The sequence below is a fragment of the Kitasatospora sp. NPDC048286 genome (genome assembly GCF_043201735.1).
Taxonomy (GTDB): Bacteria; Actinomycetota; Actinomycetes; order Streptomycetales; family Streptomycetaceae; genus Kitasatospora.
In genome coordinates this window covers 520,333-540,913 of sequence record NZ_JBICZE010000004.1, presented here as the reverse complement: position 1 = coordinate 540,913, position 20,581 = coordinate 520,333, and the positions used below count along the sequence as shown (strand labels likewise).

The following is a 20,581-nucleotide window of genomic DNA, read 5'->3' as shown; positions in this document are numbered from 1 at the left end:
CGCAACCGCCCGCTGATCGCCGAACTCCCGGACGTCCAGCGCGCCCTCGTGGGTGCCGCCGTGGCGTCGGGCCGGTCGGAGGTTGAGGGCAACGGCCTGGTCCAGCGCCTGCTGGCGCTCACCCCGGCCGAGCGTGAGCGCGTTCTGCTGGACCTGGTCCGGACCGAGGCGGCGGCGGTGCTCGGGCACCACGGCGCCGGTGCGGTCGAGGCGGGTCGGGCGTTCAAGGAGCTGGGCTTCGACTCGCTGACCGCCGTCGAGCTGCGCAACCGCCTCAACACGGCCACCGGTCTGCGGCTGCCCGCGACCCTGGTCTTCGACCACCCGACCGCCGCCGCGCTCGCTTCCCACATCGGTGCCGAACTCCTGGGCACCGTGGGCACGGTGGAAAACCTTCCGGTGCGTACGACGGCCGTGGACGACGAGCCGATCGCGATCGTCGCGATGGCCTGCCGCTACCCGGGCGGCGTGAGCAGCCCCGAGGACCTGTGGCGACTGGTCGCCGAGGGCCGCGACGCAGTCGGCGGCATGCCGGCCGACCGCGGCTGGGACCTCGACGCGCTCTACGACCCGGACCCGGCGAACCCCGGCACCTCCTACGCCGACCAGGGTGGATTCCTCGACGGCGTCGGCGAGTTCGACCCGTCGTTCTTCGGCATCAGCCCGCGTGAGGCCCTCGCCATGGACCCGCAGCAGCGGCTGCTGCTGGAGACCACCTGGGAGGCCTTCGAGCGGGCGGGCATCGACCCGGCTTCCGCGCGGGGCAGCCGGACCGGCGTCTTCATGGGCTCCAACAGCCAGGACTACGCCGGACTTCTGCTCGCGCTCACCCAGGACGCGGACGGCTACCTGGCCACTGGCAACGCGGCCAGCGTGGTCTCCGGGCGCCTGGCCTACACCTTCGGGCTCGAGGGCCCGGCGGCGACCGTCGACACGGCGTGCTCGTCGTCGCTGGTCGCCCTGCACTGGGCGGTCCAGGCGCTGCGCAGTGGCGAGTGTTCGATGGCGCTGGCCGGTGGTGTGGTCGTGATGTCCACCCCGGGCACCTTCGTGGAGTTCAGCCGCCAGCGCGGCCTGGCCTCGGACGGCCGCTGCAAGGCCTTCGCGGCCGCCGCCGACGGCACCGGCTGGGGCGAGGGCGCCGGTGTGCTGCTGCTGGAGCGTCTGTCGGACGCCGAGCGCAACGGGCACCGCGTGCTGGCGGTCGTCCGTGGTTCGGCGATCAACCAGGACGGTGCGAGCAACGGCCTCACCGCCCCGAACGGCCCCGCGCAGCAGCGCGTCATCCGGCAGGCGCTGGCCGACGCCGGGCTGTCCGCCGACGAGGTCGACGCGGTCGAGGCACACGGCACGGGCACCCGGCTGGGTGACCCGATCGAGGCGCAGGCGCTGCTGGCGACGTACGGGCAGGAACGCAGCGGGGACCCGCTGTGGCTCGGCTCCCTCAAGTCCAACATCGGCCACACCCAGGCCGCCTCCGGCGTCGGCGGCATCATCAAGATGGTCATGGCGATGCAGCACGGCGTGCTGCCGCAGACCCTCCACGTCGACGAGCCGACCCCCGAGGTCGACTGGGCCTCCGGCGCGGTCGAGCTGCTGACCGAGGCCCGGGACTGGCCGGAGCGCGGCCGTCCGCGTCGTGCGGCCGTCTCCTCCTTCGGCATGAGCGGCACCAACGCCCACACCATCATCGAGCAGGCGCCCGCGGCCTTTTCGGCCGTCCGGGAGATCGCCGACGAGGCCGGTCCGGTGGCGCCGTGGGTGCTGTCGGCGGGCAGCCCGGAGGCGCTCCGGGCGCAGGCCGGCCGACTGCTGGCCGTGCTGAACGAGGCCGGCGACCTGTCGCCCGCCGAGGTCGGCTTCTCGCTGGCCACCACCCGTGCCGCGCTGGAGCACCGGGCCGCGGTGACGGCCGGTGACCAGGCCGGTCTGCGCGAGGGCCTGGCGGCACTGGCCGAGGGCCGCTCCGCTGCCGGACTGCTCACGGGCACGGCGGGTGCCGGGCGGACGGCGTTCCTGTTCACGGGACAGGGGAGCCAGCGGCCGGGCATGGGGCGTGAGCTGTACGACGCCTTCCCGGTGTTCGCGGACGCCTTTGACGCGGTCTGCGCGCGGGTCGAACTGCCGCTGCGTGAGGTGGTGTTCGGTGAGGACGCCACGGTTCTCGCGCGCACCGAGTACACCCAGCTGGCGCTGTTCGCCGTCGAGGTGGCGCTGTTCCGCCTGTTCGAGAGCTGGGGGGTTCGTCCGGACGTCCTGGTGGGCCACTCGATCGGTGAGATCGCGGCCGCGCACGTCGCGGGCGTCCTGTCGCTCGATGACGCCGTCGCCCTGGTGTCCGCTCGTGGTCGGCTGATGCAGGCGCTGCCGGAGGGCGGCGCGATGGTGGCGGTCAAGGCGGCCGAGGCCGACGTCCTGCCGCTGCTGACCGAGAACGTGAGCATCGCGGCGATCAACGGCCCGACCTCCGTCGTGGTTTCGGGCGACGAGGCCGAAGTGCTGGCGATCGCCGGGCAGTTCGAGAAGACCAAGCGGCTGCACGTCAGCCACGCGTTCCACTCGCCGCTGATGGACGGCATGCTGGCGGAGTTCCGGGCCGTCGCCGAGGGCCTGAGCTACGCCGCGCCGGTCCTCCCGGTCGTGTCCAACGTGACCGGTGAGCTGGCCACGGCGGAGGAGCTGTGCTCGCCCGAGTACTGGGTGCGCCACGTGCGCCAGGCCGTCCGTTTCCTGGACGGCATGCGGGCCCTCGAAGCCGAGGGTGTCACCACCTTTGTCGAGCTGGGCCCGGACGGTGTGCTGTCGGCCATGGGCCAGGAGTGCGTCGAGCAGGGTGTGTTCACTCCGGCCCTGCGTGCCGAGCGCCCGGAGGCGCAGATCGCGCTGACGGCGCTTGCGACCGTTCACGTCCACGGTGTCGTCGTGGACTGGAAGGGTGTGTTCGCCGGTGCGGCTGCGTACCGGGTCGAGCTGCCGACGTATGCCTTCCAGCGGCAGCGTTACTGGCCGCAGGCCGCCGAGCGTGAGGTCGTGTCGGAGGGTGCGGTTGCGCTGAGCGCGGCCGAGGCCCGGTTCTGGGACGCGGTCGACGCGGGGGATCTGGACACGTTCCTGTCGACGCTCGATGTGCGTCGGGAGGACAGTGCGGATGCGCTGCTGCCCGCGCTGTCGTCCTGGCGTCGCAAGCGGCAGGAGGAGTCGGCGGCCGAGGGCTGGCGCTACCGCGTGACGTGGAAGCCGGTCGCGGGTGTCGGCGGGCAGCCGGCCGTTCTGGGCGGGACCTGGCTGGTGCTGGTCCCGGCCGGCGCCGAGTCGGCGGGTGTGGTTGCCGCGCTGTCCGGTCACGGGGCCGCTGTCCTGCCGGTGGAGATCGGCGCGGGCGTGCCGGACCGCGAGGAGCTGTCCGTCCGGATCGGCCTGGCCGTCACCGAGGTCGAGGATCTGGCCGGTGCCGTCGTCGTGGCGGACACCGTGCTGTCGACGCTGGTCACGGTCCAGGCGCTCGCCGACGCGGGTGTCGAGGCGCCGCTCTGGCTGCTGACCGGGGGGGCGGTCACCATCGGCCGCGCCGACCGGATGCGCGACGCGTCCCAGGCGCAGGTCTGGGGTCTGGGCCGGGTGCTCGGCCTGGAGTACCCGCAAGGCTGGGGCGGTCTGGTCGACCTGCCGGAGGTGCTGGACGAGCGGGCGCAGGGCCGCCTGGCCGCCGTGCTCGCCGGCCTCGGCGACGAGGACCAGCTCGCCGTGCGCGCGAACGGCGTGTTCGTACGCCGACTCGTCCGGGCCGAGCGTGCCGAGGGCACGGGCTGGAGCCCGCGCGGCACCGTCCTGGTCACCGGCGGCACCGGCGCCCTCGGCGCCCGCGTCGCCCGTTGGCTGGCGGGTGGCGGTGCTGAGCACGTGGTGCTCACCAGCCGTCGTGGCCTGGACGCCCCGGGCGCGGTGGAGCTGCGCGAGGAGCTGACCGCTCTCGGCGTCAGCATCACCATTGCCGCGTGTGATGTCGCCGACCGTGCGGCCGTCGAGGCGCTGCTCGCCGAGCACGCCTTCACCGCCGTCGTCCACGCCGCCGGTGTGGACCGCGCGACGCCGCTGGGCACGACCACGGTGGAGGAGTTCGCCGAGGTCCTGGCCGCGAAGGTGGACGGTGCGGCACACCTGGACGAGTTGCTCGGGGACACCGAGCTGGACGCCTTCGTCCTCTTCTCCTCGATCGCGGGTGTCTGGGGCAGTGGTGGGCAGTCCGCCTACGCTGCCGCCAACGCCTATCTGGACGCCCTGGCCGAGCAGCGCCGTTCGCGTGGCCTGGCTGCCACGGCGGTGTCCTGGGGTCCGTGGGCCGAGGGCGGTATGGCCGCCCAGGGCGACAACGAGGCCCACCTGCGTCGGCGTGGTCTGCTGCCGATGGCTCCGGCTCCGGCGGTCGCGGCGCTGGCGCAGGCCGTGGACGGCAGCGACGCGACGGTGACCGTCGCGGATGTGGACTGGTCGCGGTTCGCCCCGGCCTTCACCGCCGCCCGCCCGCGCCCGCTGATCGCCGAACTCCCGGACGTGGTCCGGGCGCTGGCCGAGACCGAGGCCGGCGGGGCCACCCCGGGCGGCCCGGCGAACGAGCTGCGGGACCGGCTGTCCGGCCGGCCGCAGGCCGAACGCGACCGCCTGCTGGTCGAGTTGGTCCGCACCGAGGCCGCCGCCGTCCTGGGGCACGCCTCCGCCGGTGCGGTCGAGGCGGGTCGGGCGTTCAAGGAGCTGGGCTTCGACTCGCTGACCTCGGTCGAGCTGCGCAACCGCCTCAACACGGCCACCGGTCTGCGGCTGCCCGCGACCCTGGTCTTCGACCACCCGACCGCCGCCGCGCTCGCTTCCCACATCGGTGCCGAACTCCTGGGCACCGTGGGCACGGTGGAAAACCTTCCGGTGCGTATGACGGCCGTGGACGACGAGCCGATCGCGATCGTCGCGATGGCCTGCCGCTACCCGGGCGGCGTCGCCTCGCCCGAGGACCTGTGGCGACTGGTCGCCGAGGGCCGCGACGCCGTCGGCGGCATGCCGGCCGACCGTGGTTGGGACCTGGACGCCCTGTACGACCCGGACCCGGCGAACCCCGGCACCTCCTACGCCGACCAGGGTGGATTCCTCGACGGCGTCGGCGAGTTCGACCCCGGCTTCTTCGGGATCAACCCGCGCGAGGCCCTCGCCATGGACCCGCAGCAGCGTCTGCTGCTGGAGACCACCTGGGAGGCCTTCGAGCGCGCCGGTATCACCCCCGACGCGGCGCGCGGTACCCGGACCGGCGTCTTCGCCGGCACCAACAGCCAGGACTACGCGAGCCTGCTGATGGCCAGCTCGCAGGGCACCGACGGCTACCTGGCCACCAGCAACGCGGCCAGCGTGGTCTCCGGGCGTCTCGCCTACACCTTCGGGCTTGAGGGCCCGGCGGTGACGGTGGACACCGCGTGCTCCTCCTCGCTGGTCGCCCTGCACCTCGCCGTGCAGTCGCTGCGCAGTGGCGAGTGCTCGATGGCGCTGGCCGGTGGTGTGGTCGTGATGTCCACCCCGGGCACCTTCGTGGAGTTCAGCCGCCAGCGGGCGCTGGCCTCGGACGGCCGCTGCAAGGCCTTCGCGGCCGCCGCCGACGGCACCGGCTGGGGCGAGGGCGCGGGCATGCTCCTGCTGGAGCGCCTCTCCGACGCCGAGCGCAACGGGCACCAGGTGCTCGCGGTGATCCGTGGCAGCGCGATCAACCAGGACGGCGCCAGCAACGGCCTCACCGCGCCCAACGGCCCGGCCCAGCAGCGCGTCATCCGGCAGGCCCTGGCCGACGCCGGGCTGACCGCCGCCGAGGTCGACGCCGTCGAGGCGCACGGCACCGGCACCACCCTCGGCGACCCGATCGAGGCCCAGGCGCTGCTCGCCACCTACGGCCAGGAGCACACCGAAGAGCCGCTCTGGCTCGGCTCGTTGAAGTCGAACATCGGCCACACCCAGGCCGCCTCCGGCGTCGGCGGTGTGATCAAGATGGTCATGGCCATCCGCAACGGGGTGCTGCCCAAGACCCTGCATGTGGACGAGCCCACCCCGCACGTCGACTGGGCCTCGGGCGCGGTCGAGCTGCTGACCGAGGCCCGGGACTGGCCGGAGCGCGGCCGTCCGCGTCGTGCGGCCGTCTCCTCCTTCGGCATGAGCGGCACCAACGCCCACACCATCATCGAGCAGGCGCCCGCGGCCTCCCCGGCCGAGTCGGCGCCCGCCGACGGGACCGCGGGCCCGCTGCCCTGGGTGCTCTCCGGGCACACCGAGGCCGCGCTGCGCGACCAGGCCCGCCGTCTGGCGGTGCACCTCACGCAGAGCGCGGCCGCCGGGGAGTCCCTCGACCCGGCCGCGGTCGCCGGCGTGCTGGCCACGGCCCGTTCGGTGTTCGAGCACCGCGCGGTGGTCGTCGGCGCGGAGGAGGCGGACCTGTTCGCCGGTCTTGCCGCGCTCGCCGACGGTGAGCAGGTGGCGCAGCTGGTCCAGGGCACGGCCCGGACGACCGGTGGGCCGGTGTTCGTCTTCCCCGGTCAGGGGTCGCAGTGGCTGGGCATGGCCCGGGAACTGCTGGCGGACGAGCCGGTGTTCCGGGCGCGGATGGAGGAGTGCGCGAGCGCTCTTGCGCCGCACGTCGACTGGGACCTGCTGGACGTCGTCTCGGGTGAGGACGGCGGGTGGATGGAGCGGGTGGACGTGGTCCAGCCGGTGCTGTTCGCCGTGATGGTCTCCCTGGCTGCTCTCTGGCGTGCGAACGGTGTGGAGCCGTCGGCGGTGGTGGGGCACTCGCAGGGCGAGATCGCCGCCGCTGCCGTCTCCGGCGCCCTCTCCTTGGAGGACGCCGCCCTGGTGGTGGCGCTGCGCAGCCAGGCGATCATCGAGCTCTCGGGCCTGGGTGGCATGGTGTCCGTCCCGCTGCCCGCCGAGCAGGTGCGTGAACTCCTGGAGGGCCGCGAGGGAATCTCGATCGCTGCGGTCAACGGCCCGAGCTCGGTGGTCGTTTCGGGTGACGCCGGTGCCCTGGACGAGCTGATGGAGTACTGCGGCGGGCAGGAGATCCGGGCGCGTCGGATCGCGGTGGACTACGCGTCGCACTCGGCGCATGTCGAGCGCATCGAGGCCCGTCTGGCGGAGCTGCTGGCTCCGGTCGCCCCGCGCGTTCCGGAGGTGCCGTTCCACTCCACCGTCACCGGCGAGATCATCGACTCGGCCGCGCTGGACGCCGGTTACTGGTACCGCAACCTGCGTCAGACCGTGGAGTTCGCGGCGACCGTCGAGGCCCTGCTGGCGTCCGGCCACTCGCAGTTCGTCGAGGTGAGCGCTCACCCGGTGCTGACCGTCGGCATCCAGGAGGCCATCGACGCCGCCAACGCCGAAGCCACGGTTCAGGGCACCCTGCGCCGTGACCACGGCGGCCGGGAGCGTTTCCTGACCGCCCTCGCCGAGGCCTGGTCCAACGGCGCCACCGTCGACTGGACCGCCCGGTTCCAGGACACCGCCCGCCGCGTCGACCTGCCGACCTACCCCTTCCAGCGGCAGCGCTTCTGGCCGAAGCCGTCCGGCTCCTGGATCGGCGACGCGACCGCAATGGGCCTGGAGTCCGCCGACCACCCGCTGCTCGGTGCGGCCGTGGTGCTCGCCGAGGGCGAGGGCCTGGTGCTGACCGGCCGGCTGTCGGTGCAGAGCCACCCGTGGCTGGCCGACCACGCCGTGGGCGGCGCGGTGATCCTGCCCGGGACGGCGTTCGTCGAGCTGGTGTTCCGCGCGGGCGACGAGGTCGACTGCGACCGGATCGAGGACCTGACGCTGGAGGCGCCGCTGGTGCTGCCGGAGCGCGGCGCGGTGGCCGTCCAGGTGTGGGTGGGTGCCGCCGACGGTTCGGGCGCCCGCCCGGTGTCGGTGCACTCCCGTCCGCAGGACGCCGCCGCCGCCGAGCCGTGGCTGCGGCACGCGACCGGTCTGGTCGCTGCCGGTGACCAGGCGCAGGCCCCGGCCGGGATCGAGGCCGTCTGGCCGCCGGAGGGTGCCGTCGAGCTGCCGGTCGAGGGCTTCTACGAGCGGCTGGCCACCGCCGGCTACGGCTACGGCCCGGCCTTCCAGGGGCTGCGGGCCGCCTGGCGGCTCGGGGACGAGGTCCTCGCCGAGGTCGAACTGCCGCAGGAGGTCCAGTCGGAGGCCGGCCGGTTCGGCCTGCACCCGGCGCTGCTCGACGCGGCGCTGCACACGGTGGGGCTGGGCGAGCTGCTCGCGGACACCGGCCGGGCGCGTCTGCCGTTCTCCTGGTCGGGCGTCGGTCTGTCGGCCGTCGGTGCCGCCCGGGTGCGGGTGCGCCTCGCGGCCGCCGGGCCGGACGCGGTGACGCTGCTGGCCGTCGACGAGACTGGTGCGCCGGTCGTGGCGATCGACTCGCTGGTGCTGCGCGAGGTCTCCGCCGACGGCGTGGCCGCCGGTCAGCGTGCCCCGCGTGACGCGCTGTTCCGCCTGGACTGGGCGCTGCTCGGGTCGGAGCCGGTCGAGGGCGCCGCCGTGAGCCGTGCGCTGGTCGCTTCGGACGCGGCCGGGCTGCCGTCCGTCCTGCGCGACCTGGCCGGGTCCGCGCAGATCTGCGCCGGTCTGCCGGAGCTGGCCGGGGCGCAGGACGTCCCCGGGCTGGTGTTCCTGCCGCTCGGCCGGGCCGCCGGTGTGACCGGCGACGGGTCGGGCGCGTTCCCGGCCGCCGAGGCCGCGCACGCGGCCGTGCTGGGGGCGCTGGCCGCCGCCCAGGCCTGGCTGGCCGAGGACCGGTTCGCCGAGTCCCGGCTGGTGTTCGTGACGAGTGGCGCCGTCGCCACCGCCACCGGCGAGGACGTCACCGACCTGGCGTACGCCCCGGTGTGGGGCCTGATCCGCTCCGCGCAGTCGGAGAACCCGGGCCGCTTCGTCCTGCTCGACCTCGACCTCGGCCTCGACGCCGAGGGTGCGGACGCGGACGGCGCGGCCGAGGCCGTGCTCGCCGCGCTCGCCACCGACGAGCCGCAGCTGGCCGTGCGGTCCGGCGCGGTCCGCGCACCCCGGCTGGCCCGTCCGGGCTCCGCGGGTCGGCTCGTTCCCCCGGTGGGGCACCCGGCCTGGCGGCTGGACGTCACGGCCGAGGGGACCCTGGAGAACCTCGTCCTGGCGCCCTGCCCGGAGGAGTTCCGCCCGCTCGGCGCCCGGGAGGTGCGGGTCGCGCTGCGCGCCTCCGGCCTCAACTTCCGTGACGTCGTGCTCGCCCTGGGCATGGTCCCCGACCAGCAGGTCATGGGGAACGAGGGCGCGGGTGTCGTCCTGGAGGTCGGCGCCGAGGTGACGGACCTGGCCCCGGGCGACCGGGTGATGGGTCTGTTCTCCGGCTCGTTCGCGCCGTACTCGGTGGTCGACCACCGCCTGCTGGCCCGGATCCCGGAGGGCTGGACCTTCGTTCAGGCCGCCTCCGTGCCGGTGGTGTTCCTGACCGCCTACTACGGCCTGGTGGACGTGGGCGGTCTGCGGGCCGGCGAGCGAGTGCTGGTGCACGCCGCCGCCGGTGGTGTCGGGATGGCCGCGGTGCAGCTGGCCCGGCACCTGGGTGCCGAGGTGTTCGGTACGGCGAGCCCGGGCAAGTGGGAGGCCCTGCGGGCCTCGGGTCTGGACGACGCGCACATCGCCAACTCCCGCACCCTCGACTTCGAGGGCGCGTTCCTGGCGGCCACCGACGGCGCCGGCATGGACGTCGTGCTGGACTCCCTGTCGGGTGAGTTCGTCGACGCCTCGCTGCGGCTGCTGCCGCGCGGCGGGCGCTTCCTGGAGATGGGCAAGACCGACAAGCGGGACCCGCAGGTGGTCGCGGCCGACCACGAGGGCGTGCGCTACCAGGCGTTCGACCTGGTCGAGGCCGGTCGGGACCGGATCCGCGAGATGCTGCGGGAGATCGTCGCCCTGTTCGAGCGCGGTGAGCTGCGGCTGCTGCCGATCGCGACCTGGGACATCCGGCAGGCGCCGGAGGCGTTCCGCTTCCTCAGCCAGGCCCGGCACACCGGCAAGCTGGTGCTGACCATGCCGCCGCTCCCGGACCGGGACGGCACCGTCCTGATCACCGGTGGCACCGGCACCCTCGGTGCGCTGCTGGCCCGCCACCTGGTGACCCGGTACGGCATCCGGCACCTGGTGCTCACCGGCCGTCGGGCCGCCGAGTCCGAGGCCGGGCGTGAACTCGCCCGCGAGCTGGGCGAGTTTGGTGCCGAGGTCACCCTGGCGTCCTGTGACGTCGCCGACCGGGCCGCGCTGGCCGCGGTGCTGGACGCCGTCCCGGCGGCGCACCCGCTGACCGCCGTGGTGCACACCGCCGGCGTCCTGGACGACGGCGTGGTGTCGGCGCTCACCCCCGAGCGCGTCACGGAGGTGCTCCGGCCCAAGGTGGACGGCGCGCTCAACCTGCACGAACTCACCGCCGGCAGCGACCTCGCCGCCTTCGTGCTCTTCTCCGCCGCCGCCGGCACCTTCGGCGGCGCCGGGCAGGGCAACTACGCGGCGGCCAACGTGCTGCTCGACGCGCTGGCCCACCACCGCCGCGCGCTGGGCCTGCCAGCCCACGCCCTGACCTGGGGCTTCTGGGCCGAGCGCAGCGGCATGACCGGCCACCTGGACGAGGCCGACGTGACGCGCATGTCGCGCTCGGGCATGCGGGCGCTGTCCTCCGAGGACGGCCTCGCCCTGTTCGACGCGGCGCTGGGCACCGACGAGGCCCAGCTGATGCCCGCCAGGCTCGACCTCGCCACCATCCGCCAGCAGGTCGGCGCGGGCACCGTGCCGCCGCTGCTGCGCGCGCTGGTCCGGCCGAAGAGCCGCCGCACCGCGGCCGCCGTCAGCGCCGGCGAGGCCAAGTCCGGCCTGGCCCGCAAGCTGTCCGGGCTCGCCACCGCCGAGCAGCTGCGCCTGCTGACCGACCTGGTCCGCGGCCACGCGGCCACCGCGCTCGGGCACGCCACCGCCGAACAGGTGGACGCGGACCGGGCGTTCAAGGAGCTCGGCTTCGACTCGCTGACCGCGGTCGAGCTGCGCAACCGGCTCAACGCGGTCACCGGCCTGCGGCTGCCGGCCACCCTGGTCTTCGACCACCCGAGCCCGGCGGCGCTGGCCGAGTACCTGCGGGCCGAACTCGCGGGCGAGGAGCCCGCGGTGCAGGCGCCGCTGCCCGTCCCGGCCGCCGCCGCCGACGACGACCCGGTCGTCATCGTGGCGATGAGCTGCCGCTTCCCCGGCGGAGTGCGCAGCCCGGAGCAGCTGTGGCAGCTGGTCGCGGAGGGCGGCGACGCCATCAGCCCGTTCCCGGCCGACCGCGGCTGGGACACCGAGGCCCTGTACGACCAGGACCGGACCAAGAGCGGCACCAGCTACGTCCGCGAGGGCGGGTTCCTGCTCGGCGCGGGCGAGTTCGACGCGGGCTTCTTCGGGATCTCGCCGCGCGAGGCGCTCGCCATGGACCCGCAGCAGCGGCTGCTGCTGGAGGCCTCGTGGGAGGCGTTCGAGCGGGCCGGGATCGACCCGGGCGCGCTGCGCGGCAGTTCGACCGGCGTGTTCGTCGGGGCGGCCTACCAGGGCTACACCAACATCCTGGCCGGCTCCGCGCTGGAGGGTCACCTGCTCACGGGTGCCTCGACCAGCGTGGTGTCCGGGCGCGTCGCCTACACCTTCGGCCTCGAGGGCCCGGCGGTGACCGTCGACACCGCGTGCTCCTCCTCGCTGGTGGCTCTGCACCTGGCCGCCCAGGCGCTGCGCAACGGCGAGTGCTCGCTGGCCCTGGCCGGCGGCGCCACCGTGATGGCCACCCCCGGCCTGTTCGTCGAGTTCAGCCGTCAGCAGGGCCTCGCGCCCGACGGCCGCTGCAAGCCCTTCGCGGCCTGCGCCGACGGCACCGGCTGGGCGGAGGGCGCGGGCCTGCTCCTGCTGGAGCGGCTGTCCGACGCCCGCCGCAACGGGCACCCGGTGCTCGCGGTGGTGCGCGGCTCGGCGATCAACCAGGACGGTGCCAGCAACGGGCTCACCGCCCCCAACGGCCCGGCCCAGCAGCGCGTCATCCGCCAGGCCCTGGCGGCCGCCCGGCTGTCCGCCGACGAGGTCGACGCCGTCGAGGCGCACGGCACCGGCACGGTGCTCGGCGACCCGATCGAGGCCCAGGCCCTGTTGGCCACCTACGGCCGGGGCCGCGACGACGACCAGCCGCTGTGGCTGGGGTCGTTGAAGTCCAACATCGGCCACGCCCAGGCGGCGGCCGGTGTCGGCGGCGTGATCAAGATGGTGATGGCGATGCGGCACGGGGTGCTGCCCAAGACCCTCCACGTGGACGAGCCGTCCCCCGAGGTCGACTGGTCGGCCGGAGCGATCGAGCTGCTGACCGAGGCCCGGCCCTGGCCGGAGACCGGACGTCCGCGCCGTGCGGCCGTCTCCTCCTTCGGTGTCAGCGGCACCAACGCCCACACCGTCCTGGAGCAGGCCCCGGCCGAGCCGGCCGCGCCCGCGGCCCGGCCGGTCACCCCGGCCGGCGCCGAGCCGCGGACGCTGCTGTGGCCGCTGTCGGCCCGCAGTGAGCAGAGCCTGCGCGACCAGGCCGCCCGCCTCCAGCGGCACCTCGCCGACCACGGCGACACCGCCGCGTCCGTCGGCTACGCGCTGGCGACCACCCGGGCCGCCCACGAGCACCGGGCCGTGCTGGTCGGCGCCGACGCCGCCGAACTGCGCGACGGGCTGGTGGCGCTGGCCGAGGGCCGTACCGCGCCCAACCTGGTGCGCGGCCGGGCCCGGGGCGGCAGGTCCGCCGTGCTCTTCACGGGGCAGGGCAGCCAGCGGCCGGGCATGGGCCGCGAGCTGTACGAGGCCTTCCCGGTGTTCGCCGAGGCCTTCGACGCGGTCTGTGCCCGGGTCGAACTGCCGCTGCGCGAAGCCGTGTTCGGCGACGACGCCGCGGTTCTCGCTCGCACCGAGTTCACCCAGGTCGCGCTGTTCGCCGTCGAGGTTTCGCTGTTCCGGCTGTACGAGAGCTGGGGTGTCCGTCCGGACGTCCTGGCCGGTCACTCGATCGGTGAGCTGACGGCCGCGCATGTCGCGGGTGTCCTGACGCTGGACGACGCCGTCACGCTGGTCGCCGCTCGTGGCCGGTTGATGCAGGCGCTGCCCGAGGGTGGCGCGATGGTGGCCGTCAAGGCCGCCGAGGCGGACGTCCTGCCGCTGCTGACCGCCCAGGCGAGCATCGCGGCCGTCAACGGGCCTTCCTCCGTGGTGATTTCGGGCGAGGAGTCCGAAGTCCTCGCGATCGCCGGGAAATTCGAGAAGACCAAGCGGCTGAGCGTCTCGCACGCCTTCCACTCCCCGCTGATGGACGGCATGCTGGCGGAGTTCCGGGCTGTTGCCGAGGGTCTGACCTACGCGGCGCCGCAGATCGCCGTGGTCTCCAACGTCACCGGTGAACTGGCCACCGCCGAGGAGCTGTGCTCGCCCGAGTACTGGGTGCGGCACGTCCGCGAGGCCGTCCGCTTCCTCGACGGGATGCGCACCCTGGAGGCCCAGGGCGTCACCACCTACCTGGAGCTGGGCCCCGACGGCGTCCTCACCGCGATGGCCCAGGAGTGCCTGGGCGAGTCCACCCGGGCCCGGTTCACCACCGCGCTGCGCGCCGGCCGCCCGGAGGCGCGGACCGTCGCCACCGCCCTGGCCGCCGCCCACACGGGCGGCGTCCGGCCCGACTGGGAGGCGGTCTTCGCCGGCACCGGCGCCCACCGGGTCGCCCTGCCGACGTACGCCTTCCAGCCGGACGCCTACTGGCCGGAGCCGCTCCCGGCGGCCCCGCAGACGGGCGCCGAGCGCGCCGAACTCTCCGGAGCCGAGAGCGAGTTCTGGTCCGCCGTGGAGCGCGAGGACGTGGCGGCGCTGGCCGCGACGCTCTCCGTCGACGGCACCGGGCCGCAGGACGACCTGCTGCCCCTGCTGCCGCTGCTGTCCTCCTGGCGCCGCCGCAACCGCGACGACCGCACGGTGGACGGCTGGCGCTACCGCGTCACCTGGCAGCCGACGGCCGCCGCGACGGGAGCCGCGACGCTGTCCGGCACCTGGGTGCTGGTGCCCGGCGACGCCGCCCCCGACCTGGTCGAGGCGGCCGAGCGGGCGCTGACCGCCCACGGCGCCGCGGTGCACCGGCTGGAGCCGGGCACCCGGTCGCGGGAGGAGGCGGCCGCCCTGGTGGCGCAGCTGCCGTCCGCCCCGGCCGGTGTGCTGGCGCTCGCGCCGAGCGCGGAGTCGGCACTGGTCCTGATCCAGGCGCTCGCCGACGCCGAGCTCACCGCCCCGCTGTGGCTGGCCACCTCGGGCGCGGTCTCGGTCGGCCGCGCCGACCGGCTGCGCGACGCGGCGCAGGCCCAGGTCTGGGGCCTCGGCCGGGTGGCGGCGCTGGAGCACCCCGCCCTCTGGGGCGGTCTGCTCGACCTGCCCGAGGTGCTGGACGAGCGGGCGCAGGGCCGGCTGGCCGCCGTCCTGGCCGCTCCGGCCGACGAGGACCAGCTGGCGGTGCGCGCCTCGGGCGTGTTCGTGCGCCGGCTCGTCCGGGCCGAGCGCGCCGAGGGTGCGGGCTGGAACCCGCGCGGCACCGTCCTGGTCACCGGCGGCACCGGCGCCCTGGGCGCCCGGGTCGCCCGCTGGCTGGCCGAGCACGGCGCCGAGCACCTGGTGCTGACCAGCCGTCGCGGCCCGGACGCGCCGGGCGCGGCCGAACTGCGCGCGGAGCTGGAGGGCCTCGGCGCCCGGGTGACGGTCGCCGCCTGCGACGTCGCCGACCGTACGGCCGTCGAGGCGCTGCTCGCCGAGCACCCCGTCGACGCGGTCGTGCACACCGCGGGCGTCGGCCAGACCACCCCGCTGGCCGCCACCGGCCTCGCGGAGTTCTCCGCGGTCGTGGCCGCCAAGGTGGCCGGTGCGGCGCACCTGGACGAGCTGCTCGGCGACACCGAACTGGACGCCTTCGTCCTGTTCTCCTCGATCGCCGGCACCTGGGGCAGCGCGGGCCAGTGCGCCTACGCGGCGGGCAACGCCTACCTGGACGCCCTGGCCGAGCAGCGGCGTGCCCGCGGCCTGGCCGCCACGGCCGTCGCCTGGGGCCCCTGGGCCGACGGCGGCATGGCCGACGGCGAGGCGGGCGAGCAGCTGCGCCGCCGCGGCCTGGCGCCGATCGCGCCCGACCTGGCGATCGCCGCGCTGGCCGGTGCGGTCGGCTCGGACGAGCCGGCGCTCACCGTGGCCGACGTCGACTGGGCGCGCTTCGCGCCGGCCTTCGCCGCCGCCCGTCCGCGCCCGCTGCTCGACCGGATCGCCGAGGCGGGCGAGGCGCTGGCCGCCGGCTCCCACCCGGCCGCCACCGACGCCGCGGGCACCCTGCGCACCCACCTGCTCGGCCTCGCCGAGGGCGAGCGCCGCCAGTACCTGCTGGACCTGGTGCGGACCGAGGCCGCCGCCGTGCTCGGCCACGCCTCGGCCACCCGGGTCGAGGAGGACCGGGCGTTCAAGGAGCTGGGCTTCGACTCGCTGACCGCGGTCGAGCTGCGCAACCGGCTCACCGAGACCAGCGGCCTGCGGCTGCCCGCGACCCTGGTCTTCGACCACCCGACGCCGCTCGCCCTGGCCGAGCACCTGCGGACCGAACTCGTCGGAGCCGAGCCGCAGTCGGCCCTGCCCGCCGTCCGTCCGGCCGCCGGCGACGGCACCGGGACGCAGGACGACCCGATCGCGATCGTCGCGATGAGCTGCCGCTACCCGGGCGGTGTCCGCACCCCCGAGGAGCTGTGGCAGCTGGTGCTCTCCGGCACCGACGCGGTCGGCGAGATGCCGACCGACCGCGGCTGGGACCTGGACGCCCTGTACCACCCGGACCCGGAGCACCCGGGCACCTCCTACGCCCGCCACGGCGGCTTCGTCCACGACGCCGACCGCTTCGACCCGGCGTTCTTCGGCATCTCGCCGCGCGAGGCGGTGGCGATGGACCCGCAGCAGCGCCTGCTGCTGGAGACCTCCTGGGAGGCCTTCGAGCGCGCCGGCATCGACCCGGCCACGCTGAAGGGCAGCCAGGCGGGCGTGTTCGTCGGCTCCAACGGCCAGGACTACGCGACCCTGCTGCTCGGCGCGCCGCAGGAGGCCGACGGCTTCCTCGGCACCGGCAACGCGGCCGCCGTGGTCTCGGGCCGGCTGGCGTACACCTTCGGGCTCGAGGGCCCGGCGGTGACGGTGGACACCGCGTGCTCCTCCTCGCTGGTCGCCCTGCACCTCGCCGTGCAGGCCCTGCGCAGCGGCGAGTGCTCGCTGGCCCTGGCCGGCGGTGTCACCGTGATGTCGCTGCCGGGGGCCTTCCTGGAGTTCAGCCGCCAGCGCGGCCTCGCCGCCGACGGCCGCTGCAAGTCCTTCGCGGGCGCCGCGGACGGTACGGGCTGGGGCGAGGGCGCCGGTGTGCTGCTGCTGGAGCGGCTGTCGGACGCCGAGCGCCTCGGGCACCCCGTGCTCGCCGTGGTGCGCGGCAGCGCGATCAACCAGGACGGTGCCAGCAACGGCCTGACCGCCCCGAACGGCCCCGCGCAGCAGCGGGTGATCCGCGCGGCGCTGGCCAGTGCCGGGCTGTCGGCCGGCGAGGTGGACGCGGTCGAGGCGCACGGCACCGGCACGGTGCTCGGCGACCCGATCGAGGCCCAGGCCCTGCTGGCCACCTACGGGCAGGAGCGCGGCGGGGACCCGCTGTGGCTCGGCTCGCTGAAGTCCAACATCGGCCACACCCAGGCGGCGGCCGGTGTCGGCGGTGTGATCAAGATGGTGATGGCGATCCGGGAGGGCGTGCTGCCGCGCACCCTGCACGTCGACGAGCCCACCCCGCACGTCGACTGGTCGGCGGGCGCCGTCGAGCTGCTGACGGAGTCGCGGGACTGGCCGGAGACCGGCGCCCCGCGCCGCGCGGGCGTCTCCTCCTTCGGGTTCAGCGGCACCAACGCCCACGTCATCCTGGAAGGCGTCCAGCCGGTGGCCGAAGCCGGGGAGGACCGGGCCGCCGTCGAGCCGCCGGTCCTGCCGGTGGTGCTGTCCGCCCGGTCCGAGTCGGCCCTGCGCCGGCAGGCCGGCCGCCTGCAGTCCCACCTGGCCGGCCACCCGGAGGTCACGCTGCTCGACGCCGCGTACTCGCTGGCGACCGGGCGCGCCGCCCACGAGTACCGCGCGGTGCTCACCGGCGCGGACCGCGCGGCGGTGCTGCGCGGGCTCGGAGAACTCGCCGAGGGAGGGTCCCTGCCGGGGCTCACCCGGGGCGAGGCCGGCGGGAAGTCGGCGTTCCTCTTCACGGGGCAGGGCAGCCAGCGTCCGGGCATGGGGCGTGAGCTGTACGCGGCCTTCCCGGTGTTCGCGGACGCCTTCGACGCGGTCTGCGCTCGGGTCGAACTGCCGCTGCGCGAGGCCGTGTTCGGTGAGGACGCCGCGGTTCTCGCCCGGACGGAGTTCACCCAGGTCGCGCTGTTCGCGGTCGAGGTGGCGCTGTTCCGGCTGGTGGAGAGCTGGGGGGTCCGTCCGGACGTCCTGGTGGGCCACTCGATCGGTGAGCTGGTGGCCGCGCATGTCGCGGGCGTCCTCTCGCTGGACGACGCCGTGGCGCTGGTGGCGGCTCGTGGCCGGCTGATGCAGGCGCTGCCGGAGGGCGGTGCGATGGTGGCGGTCAAGGCCTCGGAGGAGGAGGTGCTGCCGCTGCTGACCGCTCAGGTGAGCATCGCGGCGATCAACGGGCCTTCCTCCGTGGTGGTTTCGGGTGAGGAGTCCGAAGTCCTCGCGATCGCCGGGAAGTTCGAGAAGACCAAGCGGCTGAGCGTCTCGCACGCGTTCCACTCGCCGCTGATGGACGGGATGTTGGAGGAGTTCCGGGCCGTTGCCGAGGGGCTGACGTACAGCGCCCCGCGCATCCCGGTGGTCTCCAACGTCACCGGGGACATGGCCACCGCGGAGGAGCTGTGCTCGCCCGAGTACTGGGTGTGGCACGTCCGCGAGGCCGTCCGCTTCCTCGACGGGATGCGCACCCTGGAGGCCCAGGGCGTCACCACCTTCGTCGAACTCGGCCCCGACGGCGTGCTCACCGCCATGGGCCAGGACTGCGTCGACGGACCGGACACCGCCTTCGCCGCCGCCCTGCGCGGCGACCGGCCCGAGCGGGACGCGCTCGCCGCGGCCCTGGCCGTCGCCCACACCCGTGGCGCGGCGGTCGACTGGGAGGCCCTGTTCGCCGGCTCCGGCGCCCGCCGGGTGGACCTGCCGACCTACGCCTTCCAGCGTGAGCGGTACTGGCCGAAGGCCGCCCAGGCGGCCCCCGCCGCCGGCACCGAGCACGACCCGGCCGAGGCGGACTTCTGGGCCGCCGTGGAACGCGGCGACCTGGCCGCGCTGACCGGCACCCTGGACGTCCGCGGGGACGAGCCGCTGAGCGCGGTCCTGCCCGCCCTGTCGTCCTGGCGGCGCCGCAACGCCGACGAGTCGACGCTGGACCGCTGGCGCTACCGCGTCAGCTGGCGCGCCCTGCCCGGCGACCAGGACGGCACCCCGTCCCTGGACGGCCGCTGGCTGGTCGTCGAGCCCGCCGACCGGGCCGGCGAGCAGCCGGCCGGCGACCTGGCGGACCTGCTGGCCGGGCACGGCGCCCGGGTCGAGCGGATCACCGTCGACCCGGCGGCCGCGGACCGCACGGCCCTGGCCGGCGAGCTGCGCGAGGCCGCCGGCGGCACGGAGGCCCCCATCGCGGGTGTGCTCTCCCTGCTCGCGCTGACCGGGCGCTCGAACGCCGAGCACCCGGGCCTGTCGGCCGGCCTGTCCGGCACCCTGGCCCTGGTGCAGGCGCTGGGCGACGCCGGAATCGGCGCACCGCTCTGGCTGATCACCAGCGGCGCGGTCTCCACCGGCCCGACGGACCGACTGCGCAACGCCGTCCAGGCCCAGGTCTGGGGCCTCGGCCGGGTCGTCGGACTGGAGCAGCCGCAGCGCTGGGGCGGCCTGCTGGACCTGCCCGAGACGCTCGACGACCGGGCACGGCAGCACCTGGCGGCGGTCCTCGACGGCGCCGACGGGGAGGACCAGATCGCCCTGCGGTCCTCCGGCGCGCTGGTCCGCCGGCTGGTGCACAGCCGTCCGCTCGGGACGGCCGAGGCGCCGGCCCCGTGGACGCCGCGCGGCACCGTGCTGATCACCGGCGGCACCGGCGCCCTCGGCGGGCAGGTCGCCCGCTGGCTGGCGCGGTCCGGCGCCGAGCACCTGGTGCTCACCAGCCGGCGCGGCGCGCAGGCCGCCGGGGCCGCCGAGCTGGCCGCCGAGCTGACCGGGCTCGGCGCCCGGGTCACCCTCGCGGCCTGCGACGTGGCCGACCGCGCGTCCGTCGCCGGGCTGCTCGCCGAGCACCCCGTCGACGCCGTGGTCCACGCGGCCGGCCTGGACCTGGCCGTACCGCTGGCCGAGATCACCGCGGACCAGCTGGCCGAGGTACTGGCGGCCAAGGTCGGCGGCGCCGTCCACCTGGACGAACTGCTCGGCGACACCCCGCTGGACGCGTTCGTGCTGTTCTCGTCCATCGCGGGCATCTGGGGCAGCGGAACCCAGGGCTCGTACGCGGCCGCCAACGCCTTCCTGGACGCCCTGGCCGAGCAGCGCCGCTCGCGCGGCCTGGCCGCCACGGCCGTCTCCTGGGGCCCGTGGGCCGGCGGCGGGATGGCCGAGGGCGAGGCCGAGGGACACCTCGCCCGCCGCGGACTCCCGGCGATGGCACCGGAGTTGGCCGTCGCGGCGCTCGACCGGGCACTCGGCCTCGGCGAGACCGCGGTGACCGTCGCCGACGTCGACTGGGCGCGCTTCGCCCCGGCCTTCACCGCCGGCCGGGCCCGCCCGCTGATCGCCGACCTGCCCGAGGTCGCCGCGGCCCTCGCCGACGACGGCCCGCAGAGCGGTTCGCAGACCGGCGCCTCCGGGCGGCCGGTCCTGGTGGAGCGCCTCGCCGAGGCCCCGGAGGCCGAGCGCAGGCGCCTGCTGGTCGACGCGGTACGGACCGAGGCGGCGGCGGTGCTCGGCCACACCGGTACCGACGGCGTCGGGACGGCCCGGGCCTTCCGGGAGCTGGGCTTCGACTCGCTGACCGCGGTCGAACTGCGCAACCGCCTCAACGGCCTCACCGGCCTGCGGCTGCCCGCCACCGTGGTCTTCGACTACCCGACGCCCACGGCCCTGGCCGAGCACCTGCACCCGCAGCTGCTCGCCGACCCGCGGTCCGGAGACGAACCGCTGCTGGACACCCTCGCCCGGCTGGAGGCCGCGCTCGCGCAGCCGCTGCCCGACGAGGACACCGGCGAGGAGGTGGTCGCCCGCCTGCAGGCCGTCCTGGCCCGCTGGAGCGACCGGCGCGACGCGCCGACCGCCGCCACCACCGCGCAGAAGCTGGACGAGGCGACCGCGGACGAGGTCTTCGCGTTCATCGACAACGAGTTGGGGATGTCGTGACCGGCATTCGACAGAGCACCAC

Annotated in this window: 1 protein-coding gene (cut by a window edge); it reads left to right on the top strand. The window is 75.5% G+C overall.

What is annotated here, in order from left to right:
• Positions 1-20,559 carry the 3' portion of a type I polyketide synthase gene (locus tag ACGF13_RS12610; protein WP_392872707.1) on the top strand. 13,317 nt of this gene lie to the left of the window's left edge, so the window shows 20,559 of its 33,876 coding nt (coding positions 13,318-33,876); its start codon lies beyond the left edge, outside the window; its stop codon occupies positions 20,557-20,559.
• Positions 20,560-20,581: the final 22 nt, after the last annotated feature.